The organism is Enterobacter cloacae complex sp. R_G8, assembly GCF_024599795.1.
Classification (GTDB): Bacteria; Pseudomonadota; Gammaproteobacteria; order Enterobacterales; family Enterobacteriaceae; genus Enterobacter; species Enterobacter dissolvens.
Genome location: NZ_CP102246.1, coordinates 1,469,923 through 1,494,767, shown reverse-complemented (window position 1 = coordinate 1,494,767; position 24,845 = coordinate 1,469,923). Strand labels below are relative to the sequence as shown.

The 24,845-nt window shown below is 56.7% G+C and carries 18 protein-coding genes; 6 read left to right on the top strand and 12 right to left on the bottom strand.

The window, feature by feature from the left end; genetic code table 11:
- Nucleotides 1-20: 20 nt before the first annotated feature.
- Nucleotides 21-1,040, top strand: coding sequence for a M4 family metallopeptidase (locus NQ842_RS07160; protein ID WP_063427668.1), 1,020 nt, complete (start codon nucleotides 21-23; stop codon nucleotides 1,038-1,040).
- Entirely contained in the window at nucleotides 1,041-1,391 is a 351-nt protein-coding gene (locus NQ842_RS07155) for a protealysin inhibitor emfourin (protein WP_257256670.1), read from the top strand. It begins immediately after the preceding gene.
- Here NQ842_RS07155 and NQ842_RS07150 read toward each other — a convergent pair.
- The 12 genes from NQ842_RS07150 to NQ842_RS07095 all read right to left on the bottom strand — a co-directional run bounded on the left by NQ842_RS07150 (nucleotide 1,388) and on the right by NQ842_RS07095 (nucleotide 19,925).
- Nucleotides 1,388-1,609, bottom strand: a complete 222-nt coding sequence (locus NQ842_RS07150; RefSeq protein ID WP_014832890.1) for a zinc ribbon domain-containing protein — start codon at nucleotides 1,607-1,609, stop codon at nucleotides 1,388-1,390. The genes NQ842_RS07155 and NQ842_RS07150 overlap by 4 nt on opposite strands.
- A gap of 52 nt (nucleotides 1,610-1,661) precedes the next feature.
- Nucleotides 1,662-3,206, bottom strand: coding sequence for a peptide MFS transporter (locus NQ842_RS07145; protein WP_014832891.1), 1,545 nt, complete (start codon nucleotides 3,204-3,206; stop codon nucleotides 1,662-1,664).
- Between the two features lie 297 nt (nucleotides 3,207-3,503).
- Nucleotides 3,504-4,979 (bottom strand): ribosome biogenesis GTPase Der, encoded by a 1,476-nt coding sequence (gene der, locus NQ842_RS07140; protein ID WP_014832892.1) that lies wholly within the window; start codon nucleotides 4,977-4,979, stop codon nucleotides 3,504-3,506.
- A gap of 112 nt (nucleotides 4,980-5,091) precedes the next feature.
- A complete protein-coding gene (gene bamB, locus NQ842_RS07135) occupies nucleotides 5,092-6,270 on the bottom strand; it encodes an outer membrane protein assembly factor BamB (protein ID WP_046888208.1) in 1,179 nt (392 codons plus the stop codon).
- 10 nt (nucleotides 6,271-6,280) lie between these two features.
- Nucleotides 6,281-6,901 carry a YfgM family protein gene (locus NQ842_RS07130; RefSeq protein WP_014832893.1) on the bottom strand — a complete coding sequence of 207 codons (621 nt, stop codon included), beginning with the start codon at nucleotides 6,899-6,901 and terminating at the stop codon, nucleotides 6,281-6,283.
- Between the two features lie 13 nt (nucleotides 6,902-6,914).
- Entirely contained in the window at nucleotides 6,915-8,189 is a 1,275-nt protein-coding gene (hisS, locus tag NQ842_RS07125) for a histidine--tRNA ligase (protein WP_046888207.1), read from the bottom strand.
- A gap of 81 nt (nucleotides 8,190-8,270) precedes the next feature.
- Nucleotides 8,271-9,389: a flavodoxin-dependent (E)-4-hydroxy-3-methylbut-2-enyl-diphosphate synthase gene (gene ispG / locus NQ842_RS07120; RefSeq protein WP_013098277.1), complete on the bottom strand. Its 1,119-nt coding sequence runs from the start codon at nucleotides 9,387-9,389 to the stop codon at nucleotides 8,271-8,273.
- A gap of 26 nt (nucleotides 9,390-9,415) precedes the next feature.
- On the bottom strand, nucleotides 9,416-10,429 hold the full coding sequence (gene rodZ, locus NQ842_RS07115; protein ID WP_257256669.1) for a cytoskeleton protein RodZ: 1,014 nt from the start codon (nucleotides 10,427-10,429) through the stop codon (nucleotides 9,416-9,418).
- 292 nt (nucleotides 10,430-10,721) lie between these two features.
- Nucleotides 10,722-11,888, bottom strand: a complete 1,167-nt coding sequence (locus tag NQ842_RS07110) for a bifunctional tRNA (adenosine(37)-C2)-methyltransferase TrmG/ribosomal RNA large subunit methyltransferase RlmN (RefSeq protein ID WP_014832896.1) — start codon at nucleotides 11,886-11,888, stop codon at nucleotides 10,722-10,724.
- A 169-nt stretch (nucleotides 11,889-12,057) separates the two neighbouring features.
- Nucleotides 12,058-12,489, bottom strand: a complete 432-nt coding sequence (gene ndk, locus NQ842_RS07105; protein ID WP_003860625.1) for a nucleoside-diphosphate kinase — start codon at nucleotides 12,487-12,489, stop codon at nucleotides 12,058-12,060.
- 157 nt (nucleotides 12,490-12,646) lie between these two features.
- A complete protein-coding gene (pbpC, locus tag NQ842_RS07100) occupies nucleotides 12,647-14,971 on the bottom strand; it encodes a peptidoglycan glycosyltransferase PbpC (RefSeq protein ID WP_257256668.1) in 2,325 nt (774 codons plus the stop codon).
- Nucleotide 14,972: 1 nt separating this feature from the next.
- Nucleotides 14,973-19,925 carry an alpha-2-macroglobulin gene (locus tag NQ842_RS07095; protein WP_257256667.1) on the bottom strand — a complete coding sequence of 1,651 codons (4,953 nt, stop codon included), beginning with the start codon at nucleotides 19,923-19,925 and terminating at the stop codon, nucleotides 14,973-14,975.
- A gap of 274 nt (nucleotides 19,926-20,199) precedes the next feature.
- Here NQ842_RS07095 and NQ842_RS07090 point away from each other — a divergent pair, with 274 nt between their 5' ends.
- The 4 genes from NQ842_RS07090 (at nucleotide 20,200) to NQ842_RS07075 (ending at nucleotide 24,830) form a co-directional block, all read left to right on the top strand.
- Entirely contained in the window at nucleotides 20,200-21,744 is a 1,545-nt protein-coding gene (locus NQ842_RS07090; RefSeq protein WP_014832899.1) for a PTS transporter subunit EIIC, read from the top strand.
- A 12-nt stretch (nucleotides 21,745-21,756) separates the two neighbouring features.
- Entirely contained in the window at nucleotides 21,757-23,124 is a 1,368-nt protein-coding gene (locus NQ842_RS07085) for a 6-phospho-alpha-glucosidase (protein WP_257256666.1), read from the top strand.
- A 90-nt stretch (nucleotides 23,125-23,214) separates the two neighbouring features.
- Nucleotides 23,215-24,060: a 3-mercaptopyruvate sulfurtransferase gene (gene sseA, locus NQ842_RS07080; protein ID WP_014832901.1), complete on the top strand. Its 846-nt coding sequence runs from the start codon at nucleotides 23,215-23,217 to the stop codon at nucleotides 24,058-24,060.
- Nucleotides 24,060-24,830, top strand: a complete 771-nt coding sequence (locus NQ842_RS07075) for a MurR/RpiR family transcriptional regulator (protein WP_257256665.1) — start codon at nucleotides 24,060-24,062, stop codon at nucleotides 24,828-24,830. Before sseA ends, NQ842_RS07075 begins: the two co-directional genes overlap by 1 nt.
- The last annotated feature ends 15 nt before the right edge of the window (nucleotides 24,831-24,845 follow it).

The window sequence follows — 24,845 nt, the reverse complement described above, 5'->3', positions numbered from 1 at the left end:
TTTTTAATAAGGAGAGCAGCATGCCACATCTTCAGAGCGTTATTCCCCCTTATATTCTTCGTCGTATTATCGAAAGCGGTTCAGAGCCGCAGCAGCGCTGTGCCCGCCAGACCTTAACCCATGTCCAGACGCTGATGGCCCATATGCCCGGCAAACCCGCCGCGCCACACGTCAATAAAGCCGGACAGCTGGAGCGTGATATTTACGATGCGAAACAGACCCAGGAGCTGCCGGGCACCCAGGTGCGCTATGAAGGCCAGCCGTCCAACGGGGATGTTGCGGTGGATGAGGCCTACGAGTACTTGGGTATTACCCATGATTTCTTCTGGAAAGAATATCAACGCGATTCGCTCGATAATAAAGGGCTTATTTTGACCGGCACCGTGCATTATGGCCGGGAATATCAGAACGCCTTCTGGAACGGCCAGCAGATGGTCTTTGGCGATGGCGACGGGGAAATATTTAACCGTTTTACCATTGCCATCGACGTTGTGGCGCATGAACTCAGCCACGGCGTCACCGAGACCGAAGCCGGGCTTATCTATTTTGAGCAGTCAGGCGCGCTGAACGAGTCGCTGTCAGATGTGTTTGGCTCGCTGGTTAAACAGTACCGTCTGAAGCAAACCGCCGATAAAGCAGACTGGCTGATTGGTGAAGGGCTGCTGGCTAAAGGGATTAACGGTAAAGGGTTGCGCTCCATGTCGGAACCGGGTACCGCCTATAACGATCCCCTGCTCGGTAAAGATCCGCAGCCGGCGCACATGAAGGATTTCATCAAAACGCGTGAAGATAACGGCGGCGTTCACCTGAATTCTGGTATTCCCAACCGGGCGTTTTATCTGGCCGCGACGGCCATTGGTGGCTACGCCTGGGAAAAAGCAGGTTATGCCTGGTACGACACAGTTTGCGATCGCAATCTGGCGCAGGATGCGGATTTTGAAGCCTTCGCCAGACTGACGATAGCCCACGGCGAGAAACGCTCCGGTGGCGACGTTGGGACGGCGATAAAACAAGCCTGGGAACAGGTGGGAGTGCTGTAAATGCAGGTACCGGAACTGACGGATGACGCCGTGGTTGAGCTGGCCCGCGAAGGCGGCGTCGCTTTTATTCCCAAGCTGAGCGGGCAGCGCACTATCACGCTCTCATCCCTCAACGAGGCGCAGCGTCAGCGCGTGGTAAGCATACTGGAGCAGGCCATTCCACGTGGACAACCGCCTAGTCAGGCCTCGTCGCCGGGGAGCGGCGATCAGCGTTATTTCCGTATTCAGATCTTCTGGACCCGGCACAACGAGGCGCAGTACACCGATATTATTGTGCTAGTTCCGGAGCAGGAAGCTCCCGAGTCGCTGATCGATCTCTGGCAGAAAGGCGAAGGCTGCGTGGGTGATTAAGCCCCGAGAGGGACAAACTCCACGCGTTTTTTAGAGATCAGGCCGTGGCCGTTCTGGCAGAAGTAATCCACCGCGCCGCAGGCTTTTAACACCTGGAGTGGCTGATGGCACTCCGGGCAGCGGGCTTCGAGCGCGATATCTTTATGACAATTGTCGCAGTGGGCCACGCCGTTTTGCGGCTCCAGCTCGGCATGGCAGGTTGGACAGGCGATCGACATGTTAACTCCTTAAGTTTGTTGCCGGGGCGTCGTGGTCGCCCCGGCAGATCGATTATACCGCCTCAGTGGCAGGTTTCGTCCGGGCATTTTCCAGCATGCGACGAACCGGCACAATGAGAACGATCAGGACTGCAGCACAAATCAGCAGTGCAATGGAGCAACGCGCGAAGAGATCCGGCAGCATATCCAGCTGGTCGGCCTTCACGTGGCCGCCAATCAGACCGGCGGCCAGGTTACCCAGCGCACTCGCGCAGAACCAGAGTCCCATCATCTGACCACGCATTCTTTCTGGCGCCAGCAGCGTCATGGTCGCCAGGCCAATCGGGCTCAGGCAAAGCTCACCCAGCGTCAGCATCAGAATACTGCCCACCAGCCAGAACGGAGAAACCCCGGCCCCGCCGTTGTTAAGCACATTCTGCGCTGCCAGCATCATCAGGCCAAAGCCCGCCGCCGCACAGAGAATGCCGATAACAAACTTGGTGATACTGCTCGGACGAATATTCATGGTGGCAAGCTTCGGCCACGCCCAGCTGAATACCGGTGCCAGCAGAATGATGAACAGGGCGTTGATCGACTGGAACCACACGGCCGGAATTTCGAAATCACCGATCATGCGATTGGTGTAGTCGTTGGCAAACAGGTTAAAGGAGGTGGGTTTCTGTTCAAACGCCGACCAGAAGAACGCAGCGGAAACCAGCAGGATAAAGCAGACCAGCAGCCTGGCGCGCTCTTTACGCGTCAACCCCGCGAAGATGAACAGGTAAATAAAGTAGAGCGCAACGGACGCCGCGATGACATAGACCAGCACGCTGGCTACCGCGACCGGGTTAATCACAATAACACCCTGGGCGATCAGCGTGACGAGAACCGCCACCCCTACCGCCAGCGCCAGCAGCCAGGCGCCCACGCCCTTGCGTTTTACCACCGGGCTGTTCCAGGTGGAATCGAGGCCAACTTCGCTGTCGTAGCGTTTCATCGACGGCACGGCAAACACGCGGAAGATAATCAGCGCCACCAGCATCCCGATGCCGCCAATACCAAAGCCCCAGTGCCAGCCGTGGGTTTTAATCAACCAGCCAGAAATTAGCGGTGCAATGAATGAGCCCATATTGATGCCCATATAGAACAGCGAGAAACCGCCGTCACGACGCGCATCGCCTTTTTTATACAAGGTGCCCACCATCACGGAGATACAGGTCTTGAACAGGCCCGATCCCAGCACGATAAACATCAGGCCGATAAAGAACAGGTTGTCGCCCATGATGGCCGAAAGCGCAATCGACAGGTGGCCGAGCGCAATCAGAATCGAACCGTACCAGACGGCTCTCTGCTGGCCGAGCCAGTTATCGGCCAGCCAGCCACCCGGCAGCGCGGCCAGGTACATGGTACCGGCGAAGATACCGACAATCGCAGAGGCGTTTTCACGCGCCAGCCCCATGCCGCCGTCATAGACGGTAGCGGCCATGAAGAGGATCAGTAACGGACGAATGCCGTAAAATGAGAAACGCTCCCACATCTCGGTGAAAAACAGTGAACCGAGCGGATAAGGATGGCCGAAGAACGTTCGGCTTTCTTTTTGATTAACAGAGGATTGCATAATTCTCCCAAAAGGTATGTCGTTGTGCTGAAAGCACCGCGCGTACGCCGGCCAGTTACGTATCTGACCGATTTTTTACATGCGGCGAAAAGTTAGTTAACCATTTGATAACCAGGCGCTAGTTTTGTCTAGTACCAGACCCTGGACTTTAAGATGAAAATTCGACGATTGTCTACTTTCTTAGATTTAAACATGGTTAAAAACGAATAGTGATTGACATCACACAGGGAAGGCAGGCGTTTTGTATGGGTGAAAAAAACCCGCGACAGGCGCGGGTTTTTGTGAGATCGGCAACGCTTATTTGCTTTTCTTAATGTGCTTAATCAAACGCTTACGCTTACGCATCTGGTTTGGCGTCAGGGTGTTGCGCTTGTTGGCAAACGGGTTATCCCCTTCCTTGAACTGAATACGGATAGGGGTGCCCATCACGTCCAGCGATTTACGGAAGTAGTTCATCAGATAACGCTTGTAGGAGTCCGGCAGGTCTTTCACCTGGTTGCCGTGAATCACCACGATTGGCGGGTTATAACCACCGGCGTGGGCATATTTCAGCTTCACGCGACGGCCACGTACCAGCGGCGGCTGATGGTCTTCTGCTGCCATGTTCATAATGCGGGTCAGCATGGCGGTGCTCTGACGACGGGTGGAGCTGTCATACGCTTCACGCACGGAGTCGAAGAGGTTACCCACACCGCTGCCGTGCAGCGCAGAGATAAAGTGCACGCGAGCAAAATCGATGAAGCCCAGACGGAAGTCCAGCGTCTCTTTCACCTGCTCACGAACTTCATTGCTCAGGCCATCCCACTTGTTCACGACGATAACCAGTGAGCGCCCACTATTGAGGATAAAGCCAAGCAGCGACAGGTCCTGATCGGAGATACCTTCACGCGCGTCGATAACCAGCAGCACAACGTTGGCATCTTCAATCGCCTGCAGAGTTTTGATGACGGAGAATTTCTCCACCACATCGGTGATTTTTCCGCGCTTACGAACACCCGCGGTGTCGATGAGCACATACTCACGCTCATCACGCTGCATCGGGATGTAGATGCTGTCGCGGGTGGTGCCCGGCATGTCGTATACCACCACGCGCTCTTCACCCAGAATACGGTTAGTAAGCGTAGACTTACCTACGTTTGGACGCCCCACAATGGCCAGTTTAATCGGCAGGTCCTGCGGGTTGAATGCCTCTTCAGGCTCTTCTTCTTCGCCTTCTTCACCGTCTTCGAACTGCGCCCAGTATTCAGCGTCTTCGTCCACCTCTTCCGGCGGGTTCACTTCGTCAACCCACGGCAGCAGAACGGTTTCCAGCAGGCTGGTCACACCGCGGCCATGCGATGCGGCGATTGGGTAGATGTCACCCAGACCTAAAGACCAGAAATCAGCGATCGCCTGATCGGCATCGATACCGTCAGTTTTATTCGCCACCAGGAAGGTCGGTTTTTCGCGCGAACGCAGATGTTTTGCGATGGCGGAATCCGCAGGCATCAGGCCTGCACGGGCATCCACCATGAACAGCACCACGTCTGCCTCTTCGATGGCCAGCAGAGACTGTTCCGCCATGCGGGTTTCAACGCCGTCTTCTGTCCCGTCAATACCACCGGTATCGATACAGATGAACTCGCGTCCTTCCACCTCTGCACGACCGTACTTACGGTCACGCGTCAGCCCCGGGAAATCCGCAACCAGCGCATCACGGGTGCGTGTTAAACGGTTAAAAAGAGTGGATTTTCCAACGTTAGGGCGCCCGACAAGCGCGACCACAGGTACCATGTTTGAAGCCTCATAAAATTCAAAATAACGTCGCTTTCGCGGCGTTTTTAAAAATGTCAAAACGGCTCCTGAGTGAACAGGAGCCGTTTAGTATACTACAACCGCCGGGTAATTAACGCGTGATCGCGTACAGCGTGCCGTCTTTTGCCTGAATCAGCAGTTTGCCGTCAGCCACAACCGGGTCGGTGAGGAAGCCAGAGCCGTCGACTTTTTGCTGCGCAGTAAAGCGACCCGTCTCCGGATCGATCCAGTGCATATAGCCTTCGCTATCTCCCACCACCAGGCTACCGTTGTACAGTGCCGGAGCGGTCAACAGACGGTGCAGCAGATCGCTTTGCGTCCACAGCGTCACGCCGCCATCGGTGCTCAGCGCCAGCAGACGGTCGTTCTGGTCAACCATATAGATACGGTTACCATCAACAATGAAATCATTCACTGAGCCCAGTTCACGTTTCCACATGATCTGGCCACTGCGCAGATCCAGCGCGGTCAGGTTGCCGTTGTACGCCAGCGCATAAACCACACCGTTGACGATAACAGGCGTCGTGTCGACGTCGTTCAGACGGTCGATTTCAGTTGACCCCGTCGCCTGAGAGATACGCTGCTGCCAGATCATCTGACCTTGCTGCATCAGTACCGCGCTCACGCGACCGTTATCCCCCCCCACAATGGCTGCACCAAAGGCTGTCGCCGGGGCAGATTCACCGCGCAGGGAGAGTGATGGCATATCCAGGTTTACGGTCCATTTCACCAGACCATCGGCTTCATTCAACGCCTGCAGCTGGCCATTGCTGGTGTGGATCAGCACCAGGCCGTCGCTCACCACCGGACGAGACAGAGACTCACCGGCAACCGTCGTTTGCCAGGCAACAGAACCATCGCTTGTGTTCAGGGCATAGACCTGTGCTTTTTCGCTACCCACATACACGTGGCCACCGGCAACGGTCAGGCCGCCAGAAAGCAGTGCAGGTTTACGGGAGAACCAGCCGTCTTTCTCCGCCAGGTTAATGGACCACACTTCTTTCCCGTCATCGGCATTAAGCGCTTTTACGGTACCTTTGCGGTCAGCCGCATAGATAACACTGTCAGCAAAAGCCGGATGCAGGTTGGAGTAGAAATCACCAATTCCATCACCGACGGAGGTGCTCCACGCGGTTGACGGGGTAAACTGGTTTTCAACAGTCGGCAGCGGGGACATTTTCACAACGTCTTCTTCGCCACTGAACAGTGAACAGCCACTCAATAACGTAACAGAAAGCAGTCCTGGCAGAAGTAATTTACGCAATTGCATCGGGTCCCTCTCAGACGGACAAATTATTTATTTTCATCTGCATCATTTCGCTCAGCGCAGGTGACGCTTTGCTATCCACACCAGCTTGCCACGCTTTACGCGCGCCCGCTTTATCACCTTTGCTCAGCAGTGCTTCACCGCGCAGATCGGCAACAATGGCAGCAAAACCTTCGCCTTTGATGGTATCGAGCGTTTTCAGCGCTTCGTCAGCTTTTTTCTGCTGAACCTGGATACGGGCCAGGCGCAGATTGATAACCGCTTTCAGGTTGTCATCGCTGGCGGCCGCAAGCCCCTGCGACAGCTGGGCAGCCGCTTTATCCAGTTCGTTCTTATCAATGTACTGCTGAGCCACTTCCAGCGCGGCCAGCGCACCGTAGGTGTTTTTATTGTCAGCGGCAAATTTCTCCGCAGCCGTCAGCGTTTGTGGCTGATCGGCACGAATTGCGCTTACGGTATTTTCATAAGACAGAGACGCGCCGCGCGCGGAATCCGCCTGATGATTGTTCCAGTAGCGCCAGCCAATCAACGCACCCACACCTAAAATAACCCCAACAACCAGCGCTTTGCCGTTTTCAGCAAAGAAGCGTTTGATCGCGTCGACCTGGTCGTGTTCGTTCTCGTAAATTTCCACGCCGTCCTTCTCCTTAGCCCAATAGAGTGCGCAAGTGCGCCGCAACGCCGTCCTGCGTTACCGTTGTCTGCTCACCAGAGCGCAGGTCTTTCACCACCACTTCGCCGTTAGCCACTTCGGACTCACCCAGCACCAGTGCGATACTTGCGCCCCACTTATCGGCACGAGCAAACTGTTTTTTGAAGTTGCCGCCGCCATGGTTGGTCATCAGCTTCACGTCCGGCAGTGCATCACGCACGCGTTCGGCAAGCTGCATTGCCGCAGACTGCGTTTCCGCGCCTGAGGCCACCAGGTATATATCGACAACAGAATCTGCTTTAAATTCCGGATTAACTGCCTGAACCAGCAAAACAAGTCGCTCAAGGCCCATCGCGAAGCCAACCGCAGGCGCGGCACGACCGCCAAGTTGCTCAACCAGACCGTCATAACGGCCGCCAGCACACACGGTGCCCTGCGAACCGAGGCTGGTGGTAACCCACTCAAACACGGTACGGTTATAGTAGTCCAGACCGCGTACCAGGCGCTGATTAACGGTATAGGCAATGCCTGCCGCTTCGAGCAGTTTGCACAGACCGGCAAAGTGTTCGCGAGAATCGTCGTCCAGATAGTCGCCCAATGCAGGGGCGTCATTCAGCAGCGCCTGCACATCCGGGTTTTTGGAATCAAGCACGCGCAGCGGGTTGCTGTACATGCGACGTTTGCAGTCTTCGTCCAGCTTCTCTTTGTGCTGCTCCAGGAACGCCACCAGCGCGTCGCGGTAATTCGCACGTGCTTCCAGAGAACCGATAGAGTTCAGCTCCAGTGAAACATGCTCAGAGATACCCAGCGCGCGCCACCAGCGGGCGGTCAGCATAATCAGCTCAGCGTCAATGTCGGGTCCTTGCAGACCAAACACCTCTACACCCAGCTGATTGAACTGGCGATAACGACCTTTCTGTGGACGTTCGTGGCGGAACATCGGGCCGATATACCACAGGCGCTGCTCCTGATTGTACAGGAGACCATGTTCGATGCCGGCGCGTACACAGCCCGCCGTACCTTCCGGACGCAGCGTCAGGCTGTCGCCGTTGCGGTCCTCAAAGGTATACATCTCTTTTTCAACCACGTCGGTCACTTCACCGATCGCGCGTTTGAATAACGGGGTCTGCTCTACAATCGGCAAACGGATTTCGCTGTAACCGTAGCTGCCGAGCACCTGCTTCAGTGTGCCTTCAATGCGCTGCCAGATGGCGGTTTCGCCAGGCAGATAATCGTTCATGCCGCGGATGGCTTGAATGTTTTTTGCCACGTTTATTCTCTTTCTATATACAAAAAAGAACCCAAAGAATGGGTTCAATCATACATGGGAAGCACTTCGCTTCCCATCACGTTATTTTTCAACCTGCTGAACGCTGATGCGCTGCGCTTCGTCCATCATCGACGCTTTGGCACGAATGCGCGCTTCAAGCTGGTCGATCATATCACTATTATCCAGACGATCTTTACGAACGCCATCTTCATAGAGACCACTTTTCTTGTTACCGCCGGTGACGCCCAGCGTTGACACCAGCGCTTCACCCGGGCCATTCACCACACAACCGATGATGGAGACGTCCATTGGGGTGATGATGTCTTCAAGACGCTGCTCCAGGGCATTCACGGTTCCGATGACGTCAAACTCCTGACGTGAACAGGTTGGGCAGGCGATGAAGTTGATCCCACGCGCACGGATACGCAGCGATTTCAGAATGTCGAAGCCGACTTTGATCTCTTCGACCGGATCGGCCGCCAGCGAAACGCGCAGGGTATCGCCGATCCCTTCCGAGAGCAGCAGACCCAGGCCGATGGCTGACTTGACGGAGCCACTGCGCAGGCCACCCGCTTCGGTGATCCCGAGGTGCAAAGGCTGATCGATCTGTTTTGCCAGCAGACGATAAGACTCTACCGCCAGGAAGACGTCGGAGGCTTTTACGCTGACTTTGAACTGATCGAAGTTAAGACGATCCAGGTGATCAACGTGACGCATTGCGGATTCAAGCAGCGCCTGCGGCGTGGGTTCGCCGTACTTTTCCTGCAGATCTTTTTCCAGTGAACCGGCGTTCACGCCGATACGGATGGGGATGTTCTTATCACGGGCGCAGTCCACCACCATGCGGATACGCTCTTCGTTACCGATGTTGCCTGGGTTAATACGCAGGCAGTCGACGCCGTATTCGGCGACTTTCAGCGCAATGCGGTAGTCGAAGTGGATATCTGCTACCAGCGGAACACTGACCTGCTGTTTGATCAGTTTGAACGCCTCAGCGGCGTCCATTGTCGGCACGGAGACGCGAACGATGTCCGCGCCTACGCGTTCTAATGCTTTGATTTGGTTGACCGTCGCTTCCACGTCCGTGGTGCGCGTATTGGTCATCGACTGGACGGCGATAGGGGCACCATCGCCGATTGGCACATTCCCAACGTAAATCCGTTTCGATTTTCTACGTTGAATCGGAGCCTGGTTATGCATGAAAAATCTCCCGCGTAGCCCGTCTGTTACTGTGCTGCTGATTGTTCGGCATTAACGGTAAGACGTGCAACCTGGTTAGTTCTGATAAAGCGGCTCAGATCGACAGGTTTTCCTTGATACTGGATCTGTACCGCTGCCGGAGCGCCGATTTTAAGTTTATACGGAGCCTGGCCGGTTAGGTTTAACGTGCCATCTTTACGCTGCAGACCGCTGAACAGTTTTTTACCTGTTGCGTCAGTGACTTCTAACCAGCAGTCAGCAGTGAAATTCATCACCAGCGCATTTGGATCCGCCGCCGGCGTTGCCACGCCCGCCTGGTCAGTCGGCAGTGGTACCGTGCTGTTGGCCGCCGGTGCATTCGTTGCGGTATCCACAGGAGCCTGAGACGGTGCAACCACCGCGTTTTGATCCTGAGTCGGAGCCTGAGTCTGAGGCGCTGGCGTGTTGGCCGTTGCTGCTGGAGCCTGCGTCGCGTCCGTTGCTGGCGTATCAGTCGTCGTGGTTTGTGGTTCGCTGGTCGTTGCCGCGCCGTCGGTGCTCAGTGGAACGCTCTGCGCGTTGCCGTTTCCAGCCTGGTTAAGTTCCGCGGAGGATTGATCGGCCATTGTGGTGATCTCTTCCTGCTGCGCCTTGTGGTTTTGCCACCACCACGCGCCGGTCAGGCCGACAACCACAAACAGCACCAGCCAGGTAAAGCTCATCAGCCAGCCATCACGTTTTTTACGACGTTTCCCCAGGGAGAAAGTTTGCATCGGCGCAACTTTTGCTGCACGCACCGGTGCCTGCTTCTCCATCATCGGCAGTAATTCGTCTTCGGGGATATGCACCAGTTTTGCGTAAGAGCGGATATACCCGCGCAAGAACGTTGAAGCCAGATCGGCAGGCGCCTTATCTTCTTCAATATCGCGAACCGTGGAAACCTTCAGGCACAAGCGTTCTGCAACGGCTTGCTGGCTGAGTCCGAGTTGTTCACGGGCGTTGCGAAGACGAACGCCAGTGGAGAGTGCTTCATGTTGGTCGTGAGTGGCTTCAGTATTCATTCGCTACAACTACTGGTACGTGAAAAATAAGGGTTCAGGTGCCGGTGAGTCACAATGCCACCCGCACCGCGAAACTTCTGGTCAGTTAACCTTGAACAGTCAGTATAAGACTGTCAGCCCGGAGATGACAGTGCAGCCCTGCCCGTGAAGCTAAACTGTTGTTACGTCGTTACATACTGCCCGAAAGTCGTATGAAACGCACCGTAATTATTACTCAGCCATCACGAATCTGACTGATTATTCAGTAAGATTATGCTTCACGGCGCAATAATGCGCCGTGATTGCATAATAATCAAACAGCTTTGACCGCAATCGTCTCGCCCTGCATGCGTTTACGCAAGGTACGTTTGGTTCGGTCAATCACATCACCCGCCAGCTGTCCGCATGCGGCATCGATATCATCACCACGGGTTTTACGCACGATGGTGGTGAATCCGTACTCCATCAACACTTTCGAGAAACGGTCGATACGGCTGTTCGAACTGCGGCCATACGGCGCGCCCGGGAACGGGTTCCATGGGATCAGGTTGATTTTGCACGGCGTGTCTTTCAGCAGTTCAGCCAGCTGATGCGCGTGCTCGGTACCGTCGTTCACGTGATCGAGCATCACGTACTCGATGGTTACGCGGCCCTGGTTAGCGTTGGATTTTTCCAGGTAGCGACGCACCGCCGCAAGGAAGGTTTCGATATTGTACTTTTTGTTGATCGGCACAATTTCGTCACGAATTTCGTCGTTTGGCGCATGGAGGGAGATCGCCAGCGCCACGTCAATCATGTCGCCAAGCTTATCCAGTGCCGGAACCACGCCGGAGGTAGAGAGCGTCACGCGGCGCTTGGAGAGGCCAAAACCGAAATCGTCCAGCATGATTTCCATCGCCGGAACCACGTTGGTCAGGTTCAGCAGCGGTTCACCCATCCCCATCATCACCACGTTGGTGATGGGCCGGGTACCGGTCACTTTCGCCGCGCCGACGATTTTCGCGGCACGCCAGACCTGGCCAATGATTTCAGATACACGCAGGTTGCGGTTAAAACCTTGCTGCGCGGTAGAGCAGAATTTGCACTCCAGCGCACACCCAACCTGAGAAGAGACGCACAGCGTGGCGCGATCCTCTTCCGGGATATAGACAGTTTCAACGCGCTGATCGCCAACGGCAATCGCCCATTTGATGGTGCCATCTGACGAGCGCTGTTCTTCCACCACTTCCGGTGCGCGGATTTCAGCCACTTCTTTGAGCTTATTACGCAGCACTTTGTTGATGTCCGTCATGTCATCAAAGTTGTCGCTGCAATAGTGGTACATCCATTTCATGACCTGATCGGCACGAAACGGCTTCTCGCCCATCTCTTTAAAGAACTCGCGCATCTGCTGACGGTTCAGATCCAGCAGGTTGATTTTTCCATTTTTATTTGGAACCGCAGGCGTGGCGACTTCGGAGGTATTCACTAATTCAGACATAATATTTTCCGGCCTCGTTGTTACACGTTATGGCCCATGGAGGGTTGAAAAGAAACGCCCCGGAAAGCGTTCTGCTCGTCCGGGGCGTTGCATTGTACAAAGTCTGGCGCAGGGATGCCACGTTTGCACGTGGCATTTACGAAAATAATGTGTAAACGAAACCGTTAAATTAACGGGTACGTGGACACACTTCGCCTTCTGCGAAGAAGAACGCGATTTCGCGCGCAGCAGATTCAACAGAGTCAGAACCGTGGGTGCCGTTCTCAGTGAAGCTGTCAGCGTAATCAGCGCGCAGCGTACCAGCCAGCGCGTTATCCGGGTTGGTTGCACCCAGCAGGTCACGGTGACGCTGTACCGCATTTTCGCCTTCCAGTACGGATACGACGATCGGACCGGAAGTCATGAACTCAACCAGACCGTCAAAGAATGGGCGACCTTCGTGCTCAGCGTAGAAACCACGCGCCTGCTCAACGGTCAGGTGCAGCATTTTGGTGCCAACAATTTTGAACCCTGCAGATTCGAAACGCGCGAAGATGCTGCCAATAACGTTTTTTGCCACCGCGTTTGGTTTGATGATGGAAAAAGTACGTTCAATAGCCATGATAACCTCTGTAAAATGTTCTGTTGTTTTGCATACCTGAGTATGGTGTGGCGCGGATTATAATGAGCAATGGCGCCATTGCCTATGGATTCGGGTAACATTTTTTTAAAATAAGACGAGTTTTAGCAACAGCTCACATCTGAGGCCGCTTTTACCGTTACTGCAGCGTAAAATTCACCGTCGCCACCTGACCCGTTTCATCCATGACCAGCAACTGATAATCGCCCGCTTTATCAAGCTGTAATGTATAGATTCTTCCTTTCACACTCAGCGGCTCTCCGTTTAAAAACCACCAGCGCTCACCGCTGTTACCGGTCGCCTGAAGCGGCAACGAAACGCGAGACTCACCGGGCAGCCGTTTGATAACGGCTCCCTCACGCACGCCAGTCAACATGAGCGGTGCAGGTGCATCCTGCGATAACGGCGGACACGTTGCTGAAGAGGGAGGCACCCTGACCGCACGACGCTCCGGGGCAGGCAGCCATGGCTCAAGCGGTAACGGCCAGACATCCAGCACCTTCTCTGTGGCATCCGGGCAATCTGCCGCCACGCGTTTGCCAGTTTTATCCAGCCAGACCGGGAAACGGATCCCGCGGATGCCCTCCTGCTCCGGCAGCAACAGCGTCGGCGGCTCACTTCCTTCCAGCAGCCAGGTCGACAGGCGTCGACGGCAGTTTTCACTGCCCTCCGGCAACGACTGCCCGCCAGGCCAGCAGATCATGCCTCGCCCGACGCTTTCCGGGCGCGGATCGCGTGGCAGGCGCGCTTCGTCTATCGTTGAGCGCGACTGAAGCAGGTTATTCACCTGATTTAACAGCGGCACGGCACTGGCAAAACCAAACTGCCCGGCCACGGGCGTGCCGTCCGGCCTTCCGGTCCAGATGCCAATCACGTAACGCGCATTCAGGCCAATGGCCCAGGCATCGCGATAGCCGTAGCTGGTGCCCGTTTTCCACGCCAGCGGCGCAACCTGCGGCAGTGCGTTATCCGGTAACGGTTGGGCCTCATTCGCCAGAATACGGCGGATAATCCAGGCCGAGCCAGGTGACAACAGCGGACGCTCAACCAGCGCATCACCTGGCTGTAACCGCAGCCTTCCCGCTTTACCGTGCCGGGCAAAGGCGCTGTAGGCAGCCGTAATGTCTGCCAGCCGCGCCCCTGCCCCGCCCAGGATCAGCGACAGATTTGGCTGCGCGCCCGCAGGCAAAATAAGCGGCAACCCTGCATTGCTCAGCATGCCTGCAAAACGCTTTGGCCCGTAGGCCTCCAGCACCTGCACGGCAGGCAGGTTGAGAGAGCGCACCAGCGCTTCGCTCATACTCACCGGTCCATGAAATCCGCTGTCAAAATTACCGGGACGATAATCACCGGTTTTCCTGGGGACATCCTGAAGCAGCGAGGCGGGATGGATCAGACCATCGTCGAGCGCCATACCGTAGATAAAAGGTTTCAGTACCGATCCCGGGGATCGGATCGCATTCACCATATCCACATGGCTAAAGCGGGTGTCATCATTAATATCCACCGAACCGACCCAACCGCGCACCTTCATAGTAGTATGATCCACAACGATCATTGCCAGCGAACTGCGCGCCGGCAGGCGGGATTTCCAGTTCTTTGCCAGCTCTTCCAGCTGCCGTTGTAAGGGGGCATCCAGGGTGGTGACAATTTTGGTATCACGGCTTTTCCCCAGCATCATGCGTGCGAAGAGCGGCGCCAGCTGAGGCATCTGCCGGGGAGCCAGCCATACCGGCTCCTCACGGGATTCGTTAACCTGTCGGGCTGACCAGACGCCCTGTGTCACCATCCGATCGAGCACTTTGTTGCGCGCTGCTTCCGCGCGCGCCGGCCAGCGGTCGGGACGTAAACGGCTGGGGGCCTGGGGTAACACCGCCAGCAGGGCCGCTTCGGAATAGCTGAGCTGTGACGGCGGTTTCCCCAGGTAGGTCCAGCTTGCGGCACCTATCCCCTGCAGCGTGCCGCCAAACGGGGCCCGGTTAAGATAGAGCGTGAGGATCTCGCGTTTGGAGAGGTGCCATTCAAGCTGCATCGCCCGCCAGAGCTGACGAATTTTTCCGCCAAAGGTGCGCGGATGCGGATCCAGCAGACGCGCGACCTGCATGGTCAGCGTGCTGCCGCCGGAGACCACCTTACCGGACGTCAGATCCTGCCAGGCGGCGCGCAGCACAGAGAAAGGATTCACGCCTGGATGATCCCAGAACCAGCGATCTTCATACTGGATCAGGGCCTCAAGATAGCGGGGAGAGACCTCTTCAATCGTGACCGGATAGCGCCAGATCCCGTCGTTGTCGGCAAAACGCCAGAGCGGTGTGCCCTTCTCATCCACCACCACCCGGGCGGGGTTAACCTCTTTCAGCGGCAACGGCCAGAGGCGGTCGGCGGCGACAATCAGCCCCCCTAAAATGAGAAGCGCCCCCGCCAGCCACAGCCAGCGGGAGCGTATCAGACGTGCAACTGACATATTACGGTACAACAATCAGCGGGCCACTGGCCGCACCCGTTGCCCGCCACTGCGGAACATACATGGACTCCACCAGCGGCACCGGTACCTGATACGTTCCCGGCGTCACGGCGCGCGCCAGATAAACCAGCGTCACCGGTTGCCCTTCGTTAACCGGCACGGCGGCCACAAAGCGGTCGTCACGGAACTCCATATGCTGAATATCCGCCTGCTGCATCTGGCTAAGCAGGTTCTGCACTTCGCTGCCGCTGTCCTGCAGGCTGGCGCTGCTGCTCGCCAGGTTCTGGTTCTCCAGCTCCAGACCCGCCGGGAGGAGATCCACCACCAGCGCATCTGGCACGTTCTGGCTGGCTTTCACTTCCAGCCATACCAGCACCAGCTCACCGCTCTTCAGCGAAGAGAGCGATTTCGAACTGCCGTCGGTTGCCAGAATATGGCGTTCAATCTGCAGCACATTCGAGGATGGCTGAGGGGCTGAGTCCGGGTAACCGGTGCTATCCAGACGCACCCACAGCGGGGCCGTGCCGGTGTTGGTGACCTGCAGCGCACCAAGCTGATCGCCATTCATATTCTGCACCAGCGCCTTGTCACCGCTCAATGCGGTACCCGAAAGTGAGGTTTCCGCCTGCCATGCTCCGGACAAAGTCTGCAGCGAACGTCCGGCCAGGAACAGCGCGTTACTCTCCTGTGTTGACAGCCAGCGCTGGCTGAAGGCCTGTTCAGACAGGGCATTCAGCAGCGTATTTTGCGCATCCGGCAGCAGCTTGTACTCCTCCAGAAGGGAGAGCATCAGCGCGTTATCGCGAAGCTGGCTGCCATAATCCGCCATCCAGTTTCTGCTGTCGTTGCGCGGCGTTTTAAGGGCCAGATCCAGCGCCTGCTGGCTGCGCGGGGCATCCCCCATCAGTTTGAGTGCCATACCGAGCTGCATCAGCGGCAGACCCGAAGCCGCCTGTCCGTGACGCTCCCAGATTTCACGCAACGCCCCCAGCGGGGCTTTTTGCTGGCGCGCCAGTACCAGTGCAGCATAGGCCTGCACGGCAAATTTGCTGGCCTGGGTATCGTCGCTGTAGCGGATGGACATCATGCCCGGATCCTGCAGGTAGCGGAGCAGTCGGCTATTGGCATTATTGACCGCATCCGTCGGCACGCTGTAGCCTTGCTCACCGGCACGTACCAGGAAGTCAGTGACATAGGCAGTCAGCCAGTACTCTTCCGGACCGTTTTTATCCCAGAGCGCAAAACCACCGTCGTCACGCTGCATCTGCAGCAGGCGGGAGATGCCAATATCAATGGCAGCACGACGCTTGTCGTCCGTGTCGCCTTTAATGCCAAGCGCCTTCAGCTGTGCCGCGTTGGTATAGAGCGACGGGAACAGGCCACTGGTGGTTTGTTCAAGACAGCCATAAGGATATGCCTGCAGCTCACGGATATAGCGCGCCAGATTAAGCGGCGGTTTGCCGCTAAGCAGCAGTTGTCCCTGCAATGTAGCGGGAGAGAAGCCGTTGATATGCTGCCCTGGCGCAGTCCAGGACTCACCCGGGTTCAGCATGGCCCCGGTATTCACCGTCTGCGCCGGGAACGCAGGACGGACGCCGATTTTCCAGCTCTTCTGCTGCGGAGCGAAAGTCTCGCCAGGCAGTTGAAGCCCTGTTACCTGCGCCGTCACTTCGCCATCACCGTAACCGTCCAGTGCACGCACCGGAATAAACAGCGTGCTACGCGCACCCGGTGGCAGTTTGACAGGCTGCGGCTGCGCCCCTTCCAGCGACAGCTTGCCGGTCGCAGTTAAGGACACATTGAGCGTTTGCGGCCGATCGGTCAGGTTGGTGAGATCCAGCGTCAACCGTGAGGTATCGCCGCTTGCCAGGAAGCGTGGCGTATTCAGTTCGGTAATGACCGGCGCGGCCACAATCACTTTGCTTTCGCTGCTGCCGAAATCCTCTTCCGTCCAGGCCTGCGCCATCAGACGCAGCTCGCCGTTAAAGTCTCCAATTGGCAGAGTGATGGATCCTTCACCATTCGCATCAAGCGTCACTGGCTGTGCCTGCTGAGCGATAATGGTGACATGGTTCACCGGTGGCTTACCGCCGCGTTTAAGCTCATCGCCGTCACCACCAAAACGCAGCGCGGCCATACGTCCCTGGCCTTCAATCACCTGGCCGTAGATATCGTAGATATCCGCGCCATAGCGCTTCTGACCAAAGAAGGCCTGCCAGGGATCCGGCGTGACGTAATCGGTAATGTTCAGCACGCCGCTGTCCACCGCGGAGACCAGCACGTTCACTTTTTGTGGTACCGGGCCCTCTTTCACGCTAGCTTTTACCTTCACAGAAAGCGTCTGGTTCGGGCGCATTTTTTGCGGGTTATCCAGCGCGATATTCAGACGGCGATTTTCATCCCCCATCGGCAGATGCAGCAGGCCAACCGCCCGCTTTGGCGTGGCGGATTTGGATTTATCGCCAGGACGAACCACCAGCGTGCTGAGATAGAGGTCGTGGCGTTTCCATGCTTTGTCTACCGGAATAGAGAGATCCAGCCCGTTGGCCGGCACGTCGATCTCTTTCCACCACAGCGGTCCTTCGCTGGATTCGATCATCGCATAGCCTTTACCCGCCGCCGGTGCGGCGATATGCAGCTGGACAGTGTCACCCGGCTGGTAAGACGGCTTATCCAGTTTCAGGGTCACGCGATCGGGCCGCGCGGCTCCCGTGCCGTCACTGTTATCCTGCCAGCTGTACCCGGCCCAGAAACGCACGCTGCTGACCATGTCATCAGGCGCTTTCACTTCCAGACGATAGGAGCCCCACTCTACCGGGAAAGTCACTTTACCCGTTTCATCGGCCTTGAGGGTCAGTTCCTGCTCGCCTTCAATGAGATCTTTTTGATCAAACTGAGACTGCCAGCCATCGCTTTCTGACCAGTTCCAGTAGTAGTCGCGGCGTTCGCGGATCAGGCGCACCTGTAACCCGGACACAGCCTTTTTCGCCCCGCTGGCATCGGCATAGACAATGTCGAAACTGGCGTTGCCGTTTTCATCGACGATAGGCTGGTTAACAGTGGTATCGGTGCGGTAATCATACACCGCCTTGCTGGCGAACTGAGGACGAATACCCGGTAATTCGGCTGCTGGCCAGATAGCCTGTTCAGCACGACGCGTCACCGGACGACCGCCTGATTCCAGCAGGCTGGCCTGCAGGATCAGCTGAAGCGGAGAGTGCACCTCTTTCCACTGGCTTTCTGTTGAGACCTGCCCACGCCCCTGTTCATCAAGCGTAAGCTGCACTTCATCCAGGCTGCGACTCAGGTTGTCTTCGGCGATATCACCAAACTGGAAGCCAGGCAATGCCGGAACCGCTTCACGCAGTGGACGCAGGAAAAGTTGCCCCTGCAGGGCATTACCGTTGGCCGGTGCGCCGTACAGGTAATATCCCACCACGTTAAAGTCGACGTTATCCTGCGGTGAAACCGGCGTTTTTTGTCCGCTGAGATTCAGCGCCATACGCTCTGGCATGAAATCTTCGACGTGGAAGTCCCACAGACGCTGCTGGTTATCGCCCGTATTGGCGCGGATATGCCACATGCCGGTTTGCGCCCCGCTGTCCAGCGGATAGTTAAAGCGATAGAGACCGTTCTCCGGCTGGACGACGACGGTACGCGCCACCTGCCCGTCCGGACGCAGGACATCCAGCTTCACCGGCTGCGCGGGCAGCGGTTTACCGTCGCTGTCACGCAGTAAGCCGTTCAGGATCACCGTTTCGCCTGGGCGATAGAGGTCACGCGGGCCAAACATAAAGAATTGTTTGCTGTAGCCAGGGCTACCGGCAATGTCGAACTCCGCCAGATCGAGCGCCGGCAGCTTGAGGTCAAGCAGCGTGGTCTGGCCGTCTTTACTGGCTAGCAGCAGCGCGGCTTCTTTGTCAGTTTCGAGCTTTGCATGGCCGTCGGCATCGCTGTTCGCCTCAGCCAGGGTCTGCCCTTTATCGTTTAACAGCGTGACGGTTACGCCGGATTGCGCCGCACCGTTTTCCAGGCTCTGGGTGAAGATATCGAGACGGTTATGATAACGGTGAGCGGACAGCCCAATATCGCTTAAGGTGAAGAGCGTGGCGGCATTGCTGTAGTTATAGTGCCCTGCCTGATTCATCACCGCGATATAAACGCCAGACTGCTGGAGCGGCTTGATATCTTTCAGCGGCAGCAGCAGTTTTTCACGCGTGTTGCGCGCCGGGTTAAGATCGAAACGGCCGGTATAAACCAACTCGGCCATCTTCAATAAATTGTCAGACTCCCAGTTGGTCAGCGAGTTACGGTATTCCCACTGGCTAACGAACGAAGCCAGCGATTCAGGCTTCACGCGGTAGAAATTCACGTCCACGTTGTTAACGTTAAGCGCCATCACCGGCAGACCTTCCACCACCTTACCCGGCAGCAGTGACCCGCGGCTGGCGAAGCCGACCGTCGGCTCGATATCCCGGGTGGTCAGGGCTTTTTCGTAGTCGATGCCAAAAGTCGCTTTGTTCAGCGCCTGCAGATCGCGTTCCACGGTGACGACCAGATTGCGGTTGGGCTCCAGATGGCGCAGACGAAGCTCTTTCAGGTTCGGCGCCAGTTCCCACGCCCCGTCAACCTTGCCGCTTTTCTTATCCACGACATGCACGGTTTTCGAGAAATCCTGATCCGGATTCAGTGGAACAGAGAATGTCAGCACCAGCGTGGCGGCGCCGTCCAGCTGCACTTCAGAGGCATCAAGCAGAGTGAGCGCTTTGCCCTGACTTTGTGCCGCCAGTTTTGCCAGCTTGTCAGCGTCTGGCTTTTCCGCCGCTTTTGGTGTGGTTGCTGTAGATGCCGCGGGAGCCGCAGCCTGAGGTTTATCGTCGCTGTTATCACAGCCGACAAGCGTAAACGTGGTGAGCAGCGCAAGAGAGAGCGCGGCTAAGCGAAACGGTTTCATCCTTTGTCCCTGGCCCATGGAGCCTGTTGGTCGTCTTCCGGATAAGTATTATCCGCAAGTTTCGTTAATACAAAAAGTCCATTTTTAGGATCTGGAAGGCGGCTCGCATCGTCAACGTGGTGATGTTACGCCGATCACAACGTCAAACGTCACATGTTACCTTTCACGTCATTTGTTTTTAAAACAAGAAGATAGCTGGATAAGCTCGCCGGGAGCCTGCTAGTTTTAAGCTCAAGACGCACCCCGAGTGCGCGGTTCAATAAGAGAGAAAGCCATGAAACGAGCCGTGAACGCCCTACAAAATTTCGGAAAATCATTGTACGGACCGGTACTTATTTTACCGATCGTCGGTCTGTTTATCGCCTTTGGCAATGTGCTGGGCAATGGCAACCTGGCCGAGTATCTGCCGTTTCTCGGCCATCCGCTGATCCAGAATATCGGCCAGCTGATCGCCAAATCTGCCGTGTCGGTGCTGGTTAACCTGGCCCTGGTGTTTGCCGTCGGCATCCCGATTGGTCTGGCAACACGGGACAAAGGCTATGCGGCGCTGATTGGGCTGGTAACGTTTGTGGTGTTTATCAACGCCATGAACGTCACGCTACAGCTTCAGGGCGAACTGGCACCCGCAGCACAGATGAAAGCCGCCGGGCAGACCATGGTGCTGGGCGTTCAGGTGCTGGAGATGGGCGTGTTCGCCGGGATCCTGACCGGCGCGCTTTCCGGATACCTGTACAACAAATACTCCGGCGTACAGTTTAACGGTGCGATGGCGATTTACTCTGGCCACTGTTTTGTCGCCATTGTGATGCTGCCCGTTTCCATGCTGCTCGGCGTAGTGATGAGCGAGCTGTGGCCGTTTGCTCAACACGGCATTAGCGCAATGGCGCTTGCTATCAAAGGTTCCGGTCCGTTCGGCGTGGCGATCTACGGCTTCCTTGAGCGCATTCTGGTGCCCACCGGTCTGCATCATCTGGTCTATACCCCATTCCTGTATACCGAACTGGGCGGCACGCAAGAGGTGTGCGGTACGCTTTATCAGGGCGCGCGCAACATTTACTTCGCGGAGATGGCCTGCCCGGAGGTGAAACAGCTCAGCAGCACGGTGGTATGGGATGCGCGCGGCATCAGCAAGATGTTTGGCCTGCCGGCGGCGGCGCTGGCGATGTACATGACCGCAAAGCCGGAGCGTAAAGCGGCAGCAAAAGCGATTCTGATCCCGGCGGCGCTCACTTCGCTGCTGGTCGGCGTCACCGAGCCCATTGAGTTCTCCTTCCTGTTTGTCGCCCCGCTGCTGTTCGTGGTGCACGCGGTGCTGACAGGTATCGGGATGATGCTGTTCTCCCTGCTGGGTGTTCACGCCATCGGCGCTAACGGGATTATCGATTTTATTCTCTACAACCTGCCGCTCGGCACGGAGAAGTCCAACTGGCCGATGTACATCGTGGTCGGGCTGATCATGTTCGCCCTCTACTTCGTGGTGTTCCGCTTCCTGATCCTGCGTTTCAACATGAAAACGCCAGGGCGTGAAGATGAGGACCAGGAGACGCGCCTTTACAGCAAACAGGAGTACCAGGCGAAGGGCAATAACGACGGGCTGGGTGAATCCATCGTCGTCGGTCTGGGCGGCCGGGAAAATATTGAAGTGGTGGATAACTGCTACACCCGCTTACGTGTGACGGTGAAGGATGTCGCCATCATTGATGAGCCGCGGCTGAAAGCGACCGGCGCGAAAGGGATTATCAAACAAGGTAACAACGTTCAGGTGGTCTACGGGCTGCATGTCAAAAAAATGCGAGAAGCCGTTGAGACGTTTCTCTGAAAGGAGCTAAAGATGTTTACACCCCCATTCATTCTGTCGATTGCTGGCGGCGGTAGCACCTACACGCCAGGTATTGTGAAAAGCCTGATGGTGCGTCTGCAGGACTTCCCGCTGGCCGAAATCCGCCTCTACGACATCGACGAGGCGCGTCAGAACACGATTGCCCCGGTGGTGGAAAAAGTGATCCGCGACCACAGCCAGAGCATCAAATTTACCGTCACCAATGACCCGGAAGTGGCCTTCAGCGGCGCACACTTCGTCTTCGCCCAGATGCGCGTCGGCCAGTACAAGATGCGCGAGCAGGATGAGAAGATCCCGCTGCGCCACGGCGTGGTTGGTCAGGAGACCTGCGGCCCCGGCGGGCTGGCGTACGGGCTGCGTACGATCCTGCCAATGGTCGAGCTTATCGATCTGGTGGATCGCTATGCGCATGAGAAAGCGTGGATCGTAAACTACTCCAACCCGGCGGCGATCGTCGCGGAAGGGGTACGCCGCCTGCGCCCGAACGCCCGCGTGTTGAATATTTGCGATATGCCGGTTGCCGCTATGCGTAACATGGGGGCGATTCTGGGGGTTGATCGCCACAAGCTGGAGGTGGACTACTTTGGGCTGAATCACTTCGGCTGGTTTACCCGTGTGTGGGTGGACGGCGAGGACAAGCTGCCGGAGCTGCGTAAACATATCGCGAAGTTTGGTCTGCTGACGGAAGATGCCGCCAAAACCGACCCACAGCACTCCGATCCGTCGTGGGTGAAAACCTGGCGCAACATCAAGCCGATCATGGATAACTTCCCGGAGTATCTGCCGAACCCGTATCTGCAGTACTACCTGATGCCGAACCAGATTGTTGAGCATCAGAACCCGGACTACACCCGCGCTAATGAAGTGATGAACGGGCGTGAGAAAAAGCTGTTTGCCGCCGCCGAAGAATATAAGCGTACCGGGATCCTGCCGGATGCCTTCCACGTTGGCGTTCACGGCGAGTTTATCGTCGATGTCGCCTGCTCGCTGGCCTTCAACCTGCGGAGCCGTCATCTGGTGATGGTGGAAAACCGCGGGGCAATTACCAATCTGCCGTACGATGCGGTCGTCGAGGTACCCGCTTATATCACCTCCGAGGGGCCAGAGCCTGTCCGCGTGGGCCAGGTGCCGCTGTTCCATCAGACGCTGCTGCAACAGCAACTCGCCTCTGAACAGCTGCTGGTGGAAGCAACTATTGAAGGGAGCTATGAGAAAGCACTGCAGGCATTTACCCTGAACCGCACCGTGCCGACCATGGAGCACGCGAAAGCGATTCTGGATGAGATGATCGAGGCTAACCGCGCGTACTGGCCTGCCCTGCAAAAAGCCTGGCTGAACGGCGAAGCGGTGAAAAAATAGGGGCTTGCTCGCGAGTTGAACGTGGTTTGCTTGTCGGTGTCAGAAAAAACACCGACAATCCTTTTTTACGGAAAAGAATGGAGGCAACCCATGTCCACCTCATATTTTGTCGCCGCCGACTGGCTGATTGAGCACGGCGACGATCCTGAAGTGCAGATTATTGACGCGCGTATGGCTCCTCCGGGCCAGGAGCATCGTGACGTTCCCGGTGAATACCGCGCAGGGCACCTGCCGGGCGCGGTATTTTTTGATATCGAAGCCCTCTCCGATCACACCTCCCCTCTGCCGCACATGCTACCGCGCCCGGAAGCCTTCTCCGTGGCGATGCGCGAGCTGGGCATCAGCAAAGACAAACACCTCGTTGTTTATGATGAAGGTAACCTCTTCTCTGCACCGCGCGCGTGGTGGATGCTGAAAAACTTCGGCGTCGAGAAGGTCTCGATTCTGGCGGGGGGTCTGGCTGGCTGGAAGCGCGACGAACTGCCGCTGCAGCAGGGGGACGTGACGCTGCCGGAGGGGGATTTTGACGCGACGTTTGACGCAAATGTGGTGAAACGCCTGACCGACGTGCTGGTCGTCAGCCATGAAAACACTGCCCAAATCGTCGATGCCCGCCCAGCCCCGCGTTTTAACGCTGAAGCGGATGAACCACGTCCAGGACTGAAGCGTGGTCATATTCCGGGGGCGTTGAACGTGCCGTGGGGCGATCTGGTATTTGAGGGCGAGCTGAAAACCACCGATGAGCTACGCGCGATTTTTGATCGTCAGGGCGTGGATTTACACCGTCCGATTATTGCCAGCTGCGGTTCCGGCGTAACGGCCTGCGTGGTGATCCTGGCGCTCGCCACGCTCGGCGTAAACGATGTCACGCTGTACGACGGCGCCTGGAGTGAGTGGGGTGCGCGGGACGATCTGCCGGTTGAACCCGCGAAATAATGGATAACCGCCTGGCCACGCTGTTAACGCGCGGGGAATCGCTGACCCGCGCAGAGTATCGCGTACTCGCCCACCTCACGGAGCATCCGCTGCTGGTGGGTAACATCACGGTGCGGGAACTGGCGCAGGCGACATTTGTCTCTACCGCGACGATTATGCGGCTGTGTCAGAAGCTGGGGTTCAGCGGGTTTAGCGAGTTTATCTGGCACTGCAAACAGCTCCTCACCGACACGCCGCATATTACGAAGCAAGGAAACGCCCTTCCGCAGTTGCCTGCGCTGTTCAGCCAGTTTATTGCCAACTATCAGCAGACATTCCAGTGGGTGACCGATGAGAAGCGTCTGCAGTTTGCCGACCTGCTGCGTCACAAAGAGAGCTTCTTTCTCTACGGTGCCGGGTTTTCCTATCTGTTTGCCGAATACCTGACCAAAAAACTGCAGGTGCTGGGGAAAACGGCGTTTATCTCCGGGCCGGGTGACAGCCGGAACATCTTCCTCAGCAACGCCGCCCGTTATCAGGTATTTATTGCCGTCTCGCGCAGCGGCGAAACAGAGCAGGTGCTGGATAAAGCGCGGATCGCCAAAAACGTCGGGATGACGATTGTCGCGTTTACCCGCGCCTCGGCCAATACGCTGGCGGGTATGGCAGACGTGCACTTCGCTCTCTATGACGAGGCGGTGCATTACGCCGCGGAAGCCGCAGGGGTGACGTCGTTTGAATCGAATCTGGTACTGCTGATGGATTTACTGCTGCTGGAAGCAACGGGGTGACAGTCACCCCGCTGT

Coding starts and splice junctions, on each gene's coding strand:
- rodZ (WP_257256669.1), bottom strand. CDS start 10,429: ATGAATACTGAAGCCACTCACGACCAACATGAAGCACTCTCCACTGGC.
- NQ842_RS07110 (WP_014832896.1), bottom strand. CDS start 11,888: ATGTCTGAATTAGTGAATACCTCCGAAGTCGCCACGCCTGCGGTTCCA.
- NQ842_RS07155 (WP_257256670.1), top strand. CDS start 1,041: ATGCAGGTACCGGAACTGACGGATGACGCCGTGGTTGAGCTGGCCCGC.
- NQ842_RS07075 (WP_257256665.1), top strand. CDS start 24,060: ATGGATAACCGCCTGGCCACGCTGTTAACGCGCGGGGAATCGCTGACC.
- NQ842_RS07095 (WP_257256667.1), bottom strand. CDS start 19,925: ATGAAACCGTTTCGCTTAGCCGCGCTCTCTCTTGCGCTGCTCACCACG.
- der (WP_014832892.1), bottom strand. CDS start 4,979: ATGGTACCTGTGGTCGCGCTTGTCGGGCGCCCTAACGTTGGAAAATCC.
- NQ842_RS07090 (WP_014832899.1), top strand. CDS start 20,200: ATGAAACGAGCCGTGAACGCCCTACAAAATTTCGGAAAATCATTGTAC.
- bamB (WP_046888208.1), bottom strand. CDS start 6,270: ATGCAATTGCGTAAATTACTTCTGCCAGGACTGCTTTCTGTTACGTTA.
- ndk (WP_003860625.1), bottom strand. CDS start 12,489: ATGGCTATTGAACGTACTTTTTCCATCATCAAACCAAACGCGGTGGCA.
- NQ842_RS07145 (WP_014832891.1), bottom strand. CDS start 3,206: ATGCAATCCTCTGTTAATCAAAAAGAAAGCCGAACGTTCTTCGGCCAT.
- pbpC (WP_257256668.1), bottom strand. CDS start 14,971: ATGTCAGTTGCACGTCTGATACGCTCCCGCTGGCTGTGGCTGGCGGGG.
- NQ842_RS07160 (WP_063427668.1), top strand. CDS start 21: ATGCCACATCTTCAGAGCGTTATTCCCCCTTATATTCTTCGTCGTATT.
- sseA (WP_014832901.1), top strand. CDS start 23,215: ATGTCCACCTCATATTTTGTCGCCGCCGACTGGCTGATTGAGCACGGC.
- ispG (WP_013098277.1), bottom strand. CDS start 9,389: ATGCATAACCAGGCTCCGATTCAACGTAGAAAATCGAAACGGATTTAC.
- NQ842_RS07150 (WP_014832890.1), bottom strand. CDS start 1,609: ATGTCGATCGCCTGTCCAACCTGCCATGCCGAGCTGGAGCCGCAAAAC.
- NQ842_RS07085 (WP_257256666.1), top strand. CDS start 21,757: ATGTTTACACCCCCATTCATTCTGTCGATTGCTGGCGGCGGTAGCACC.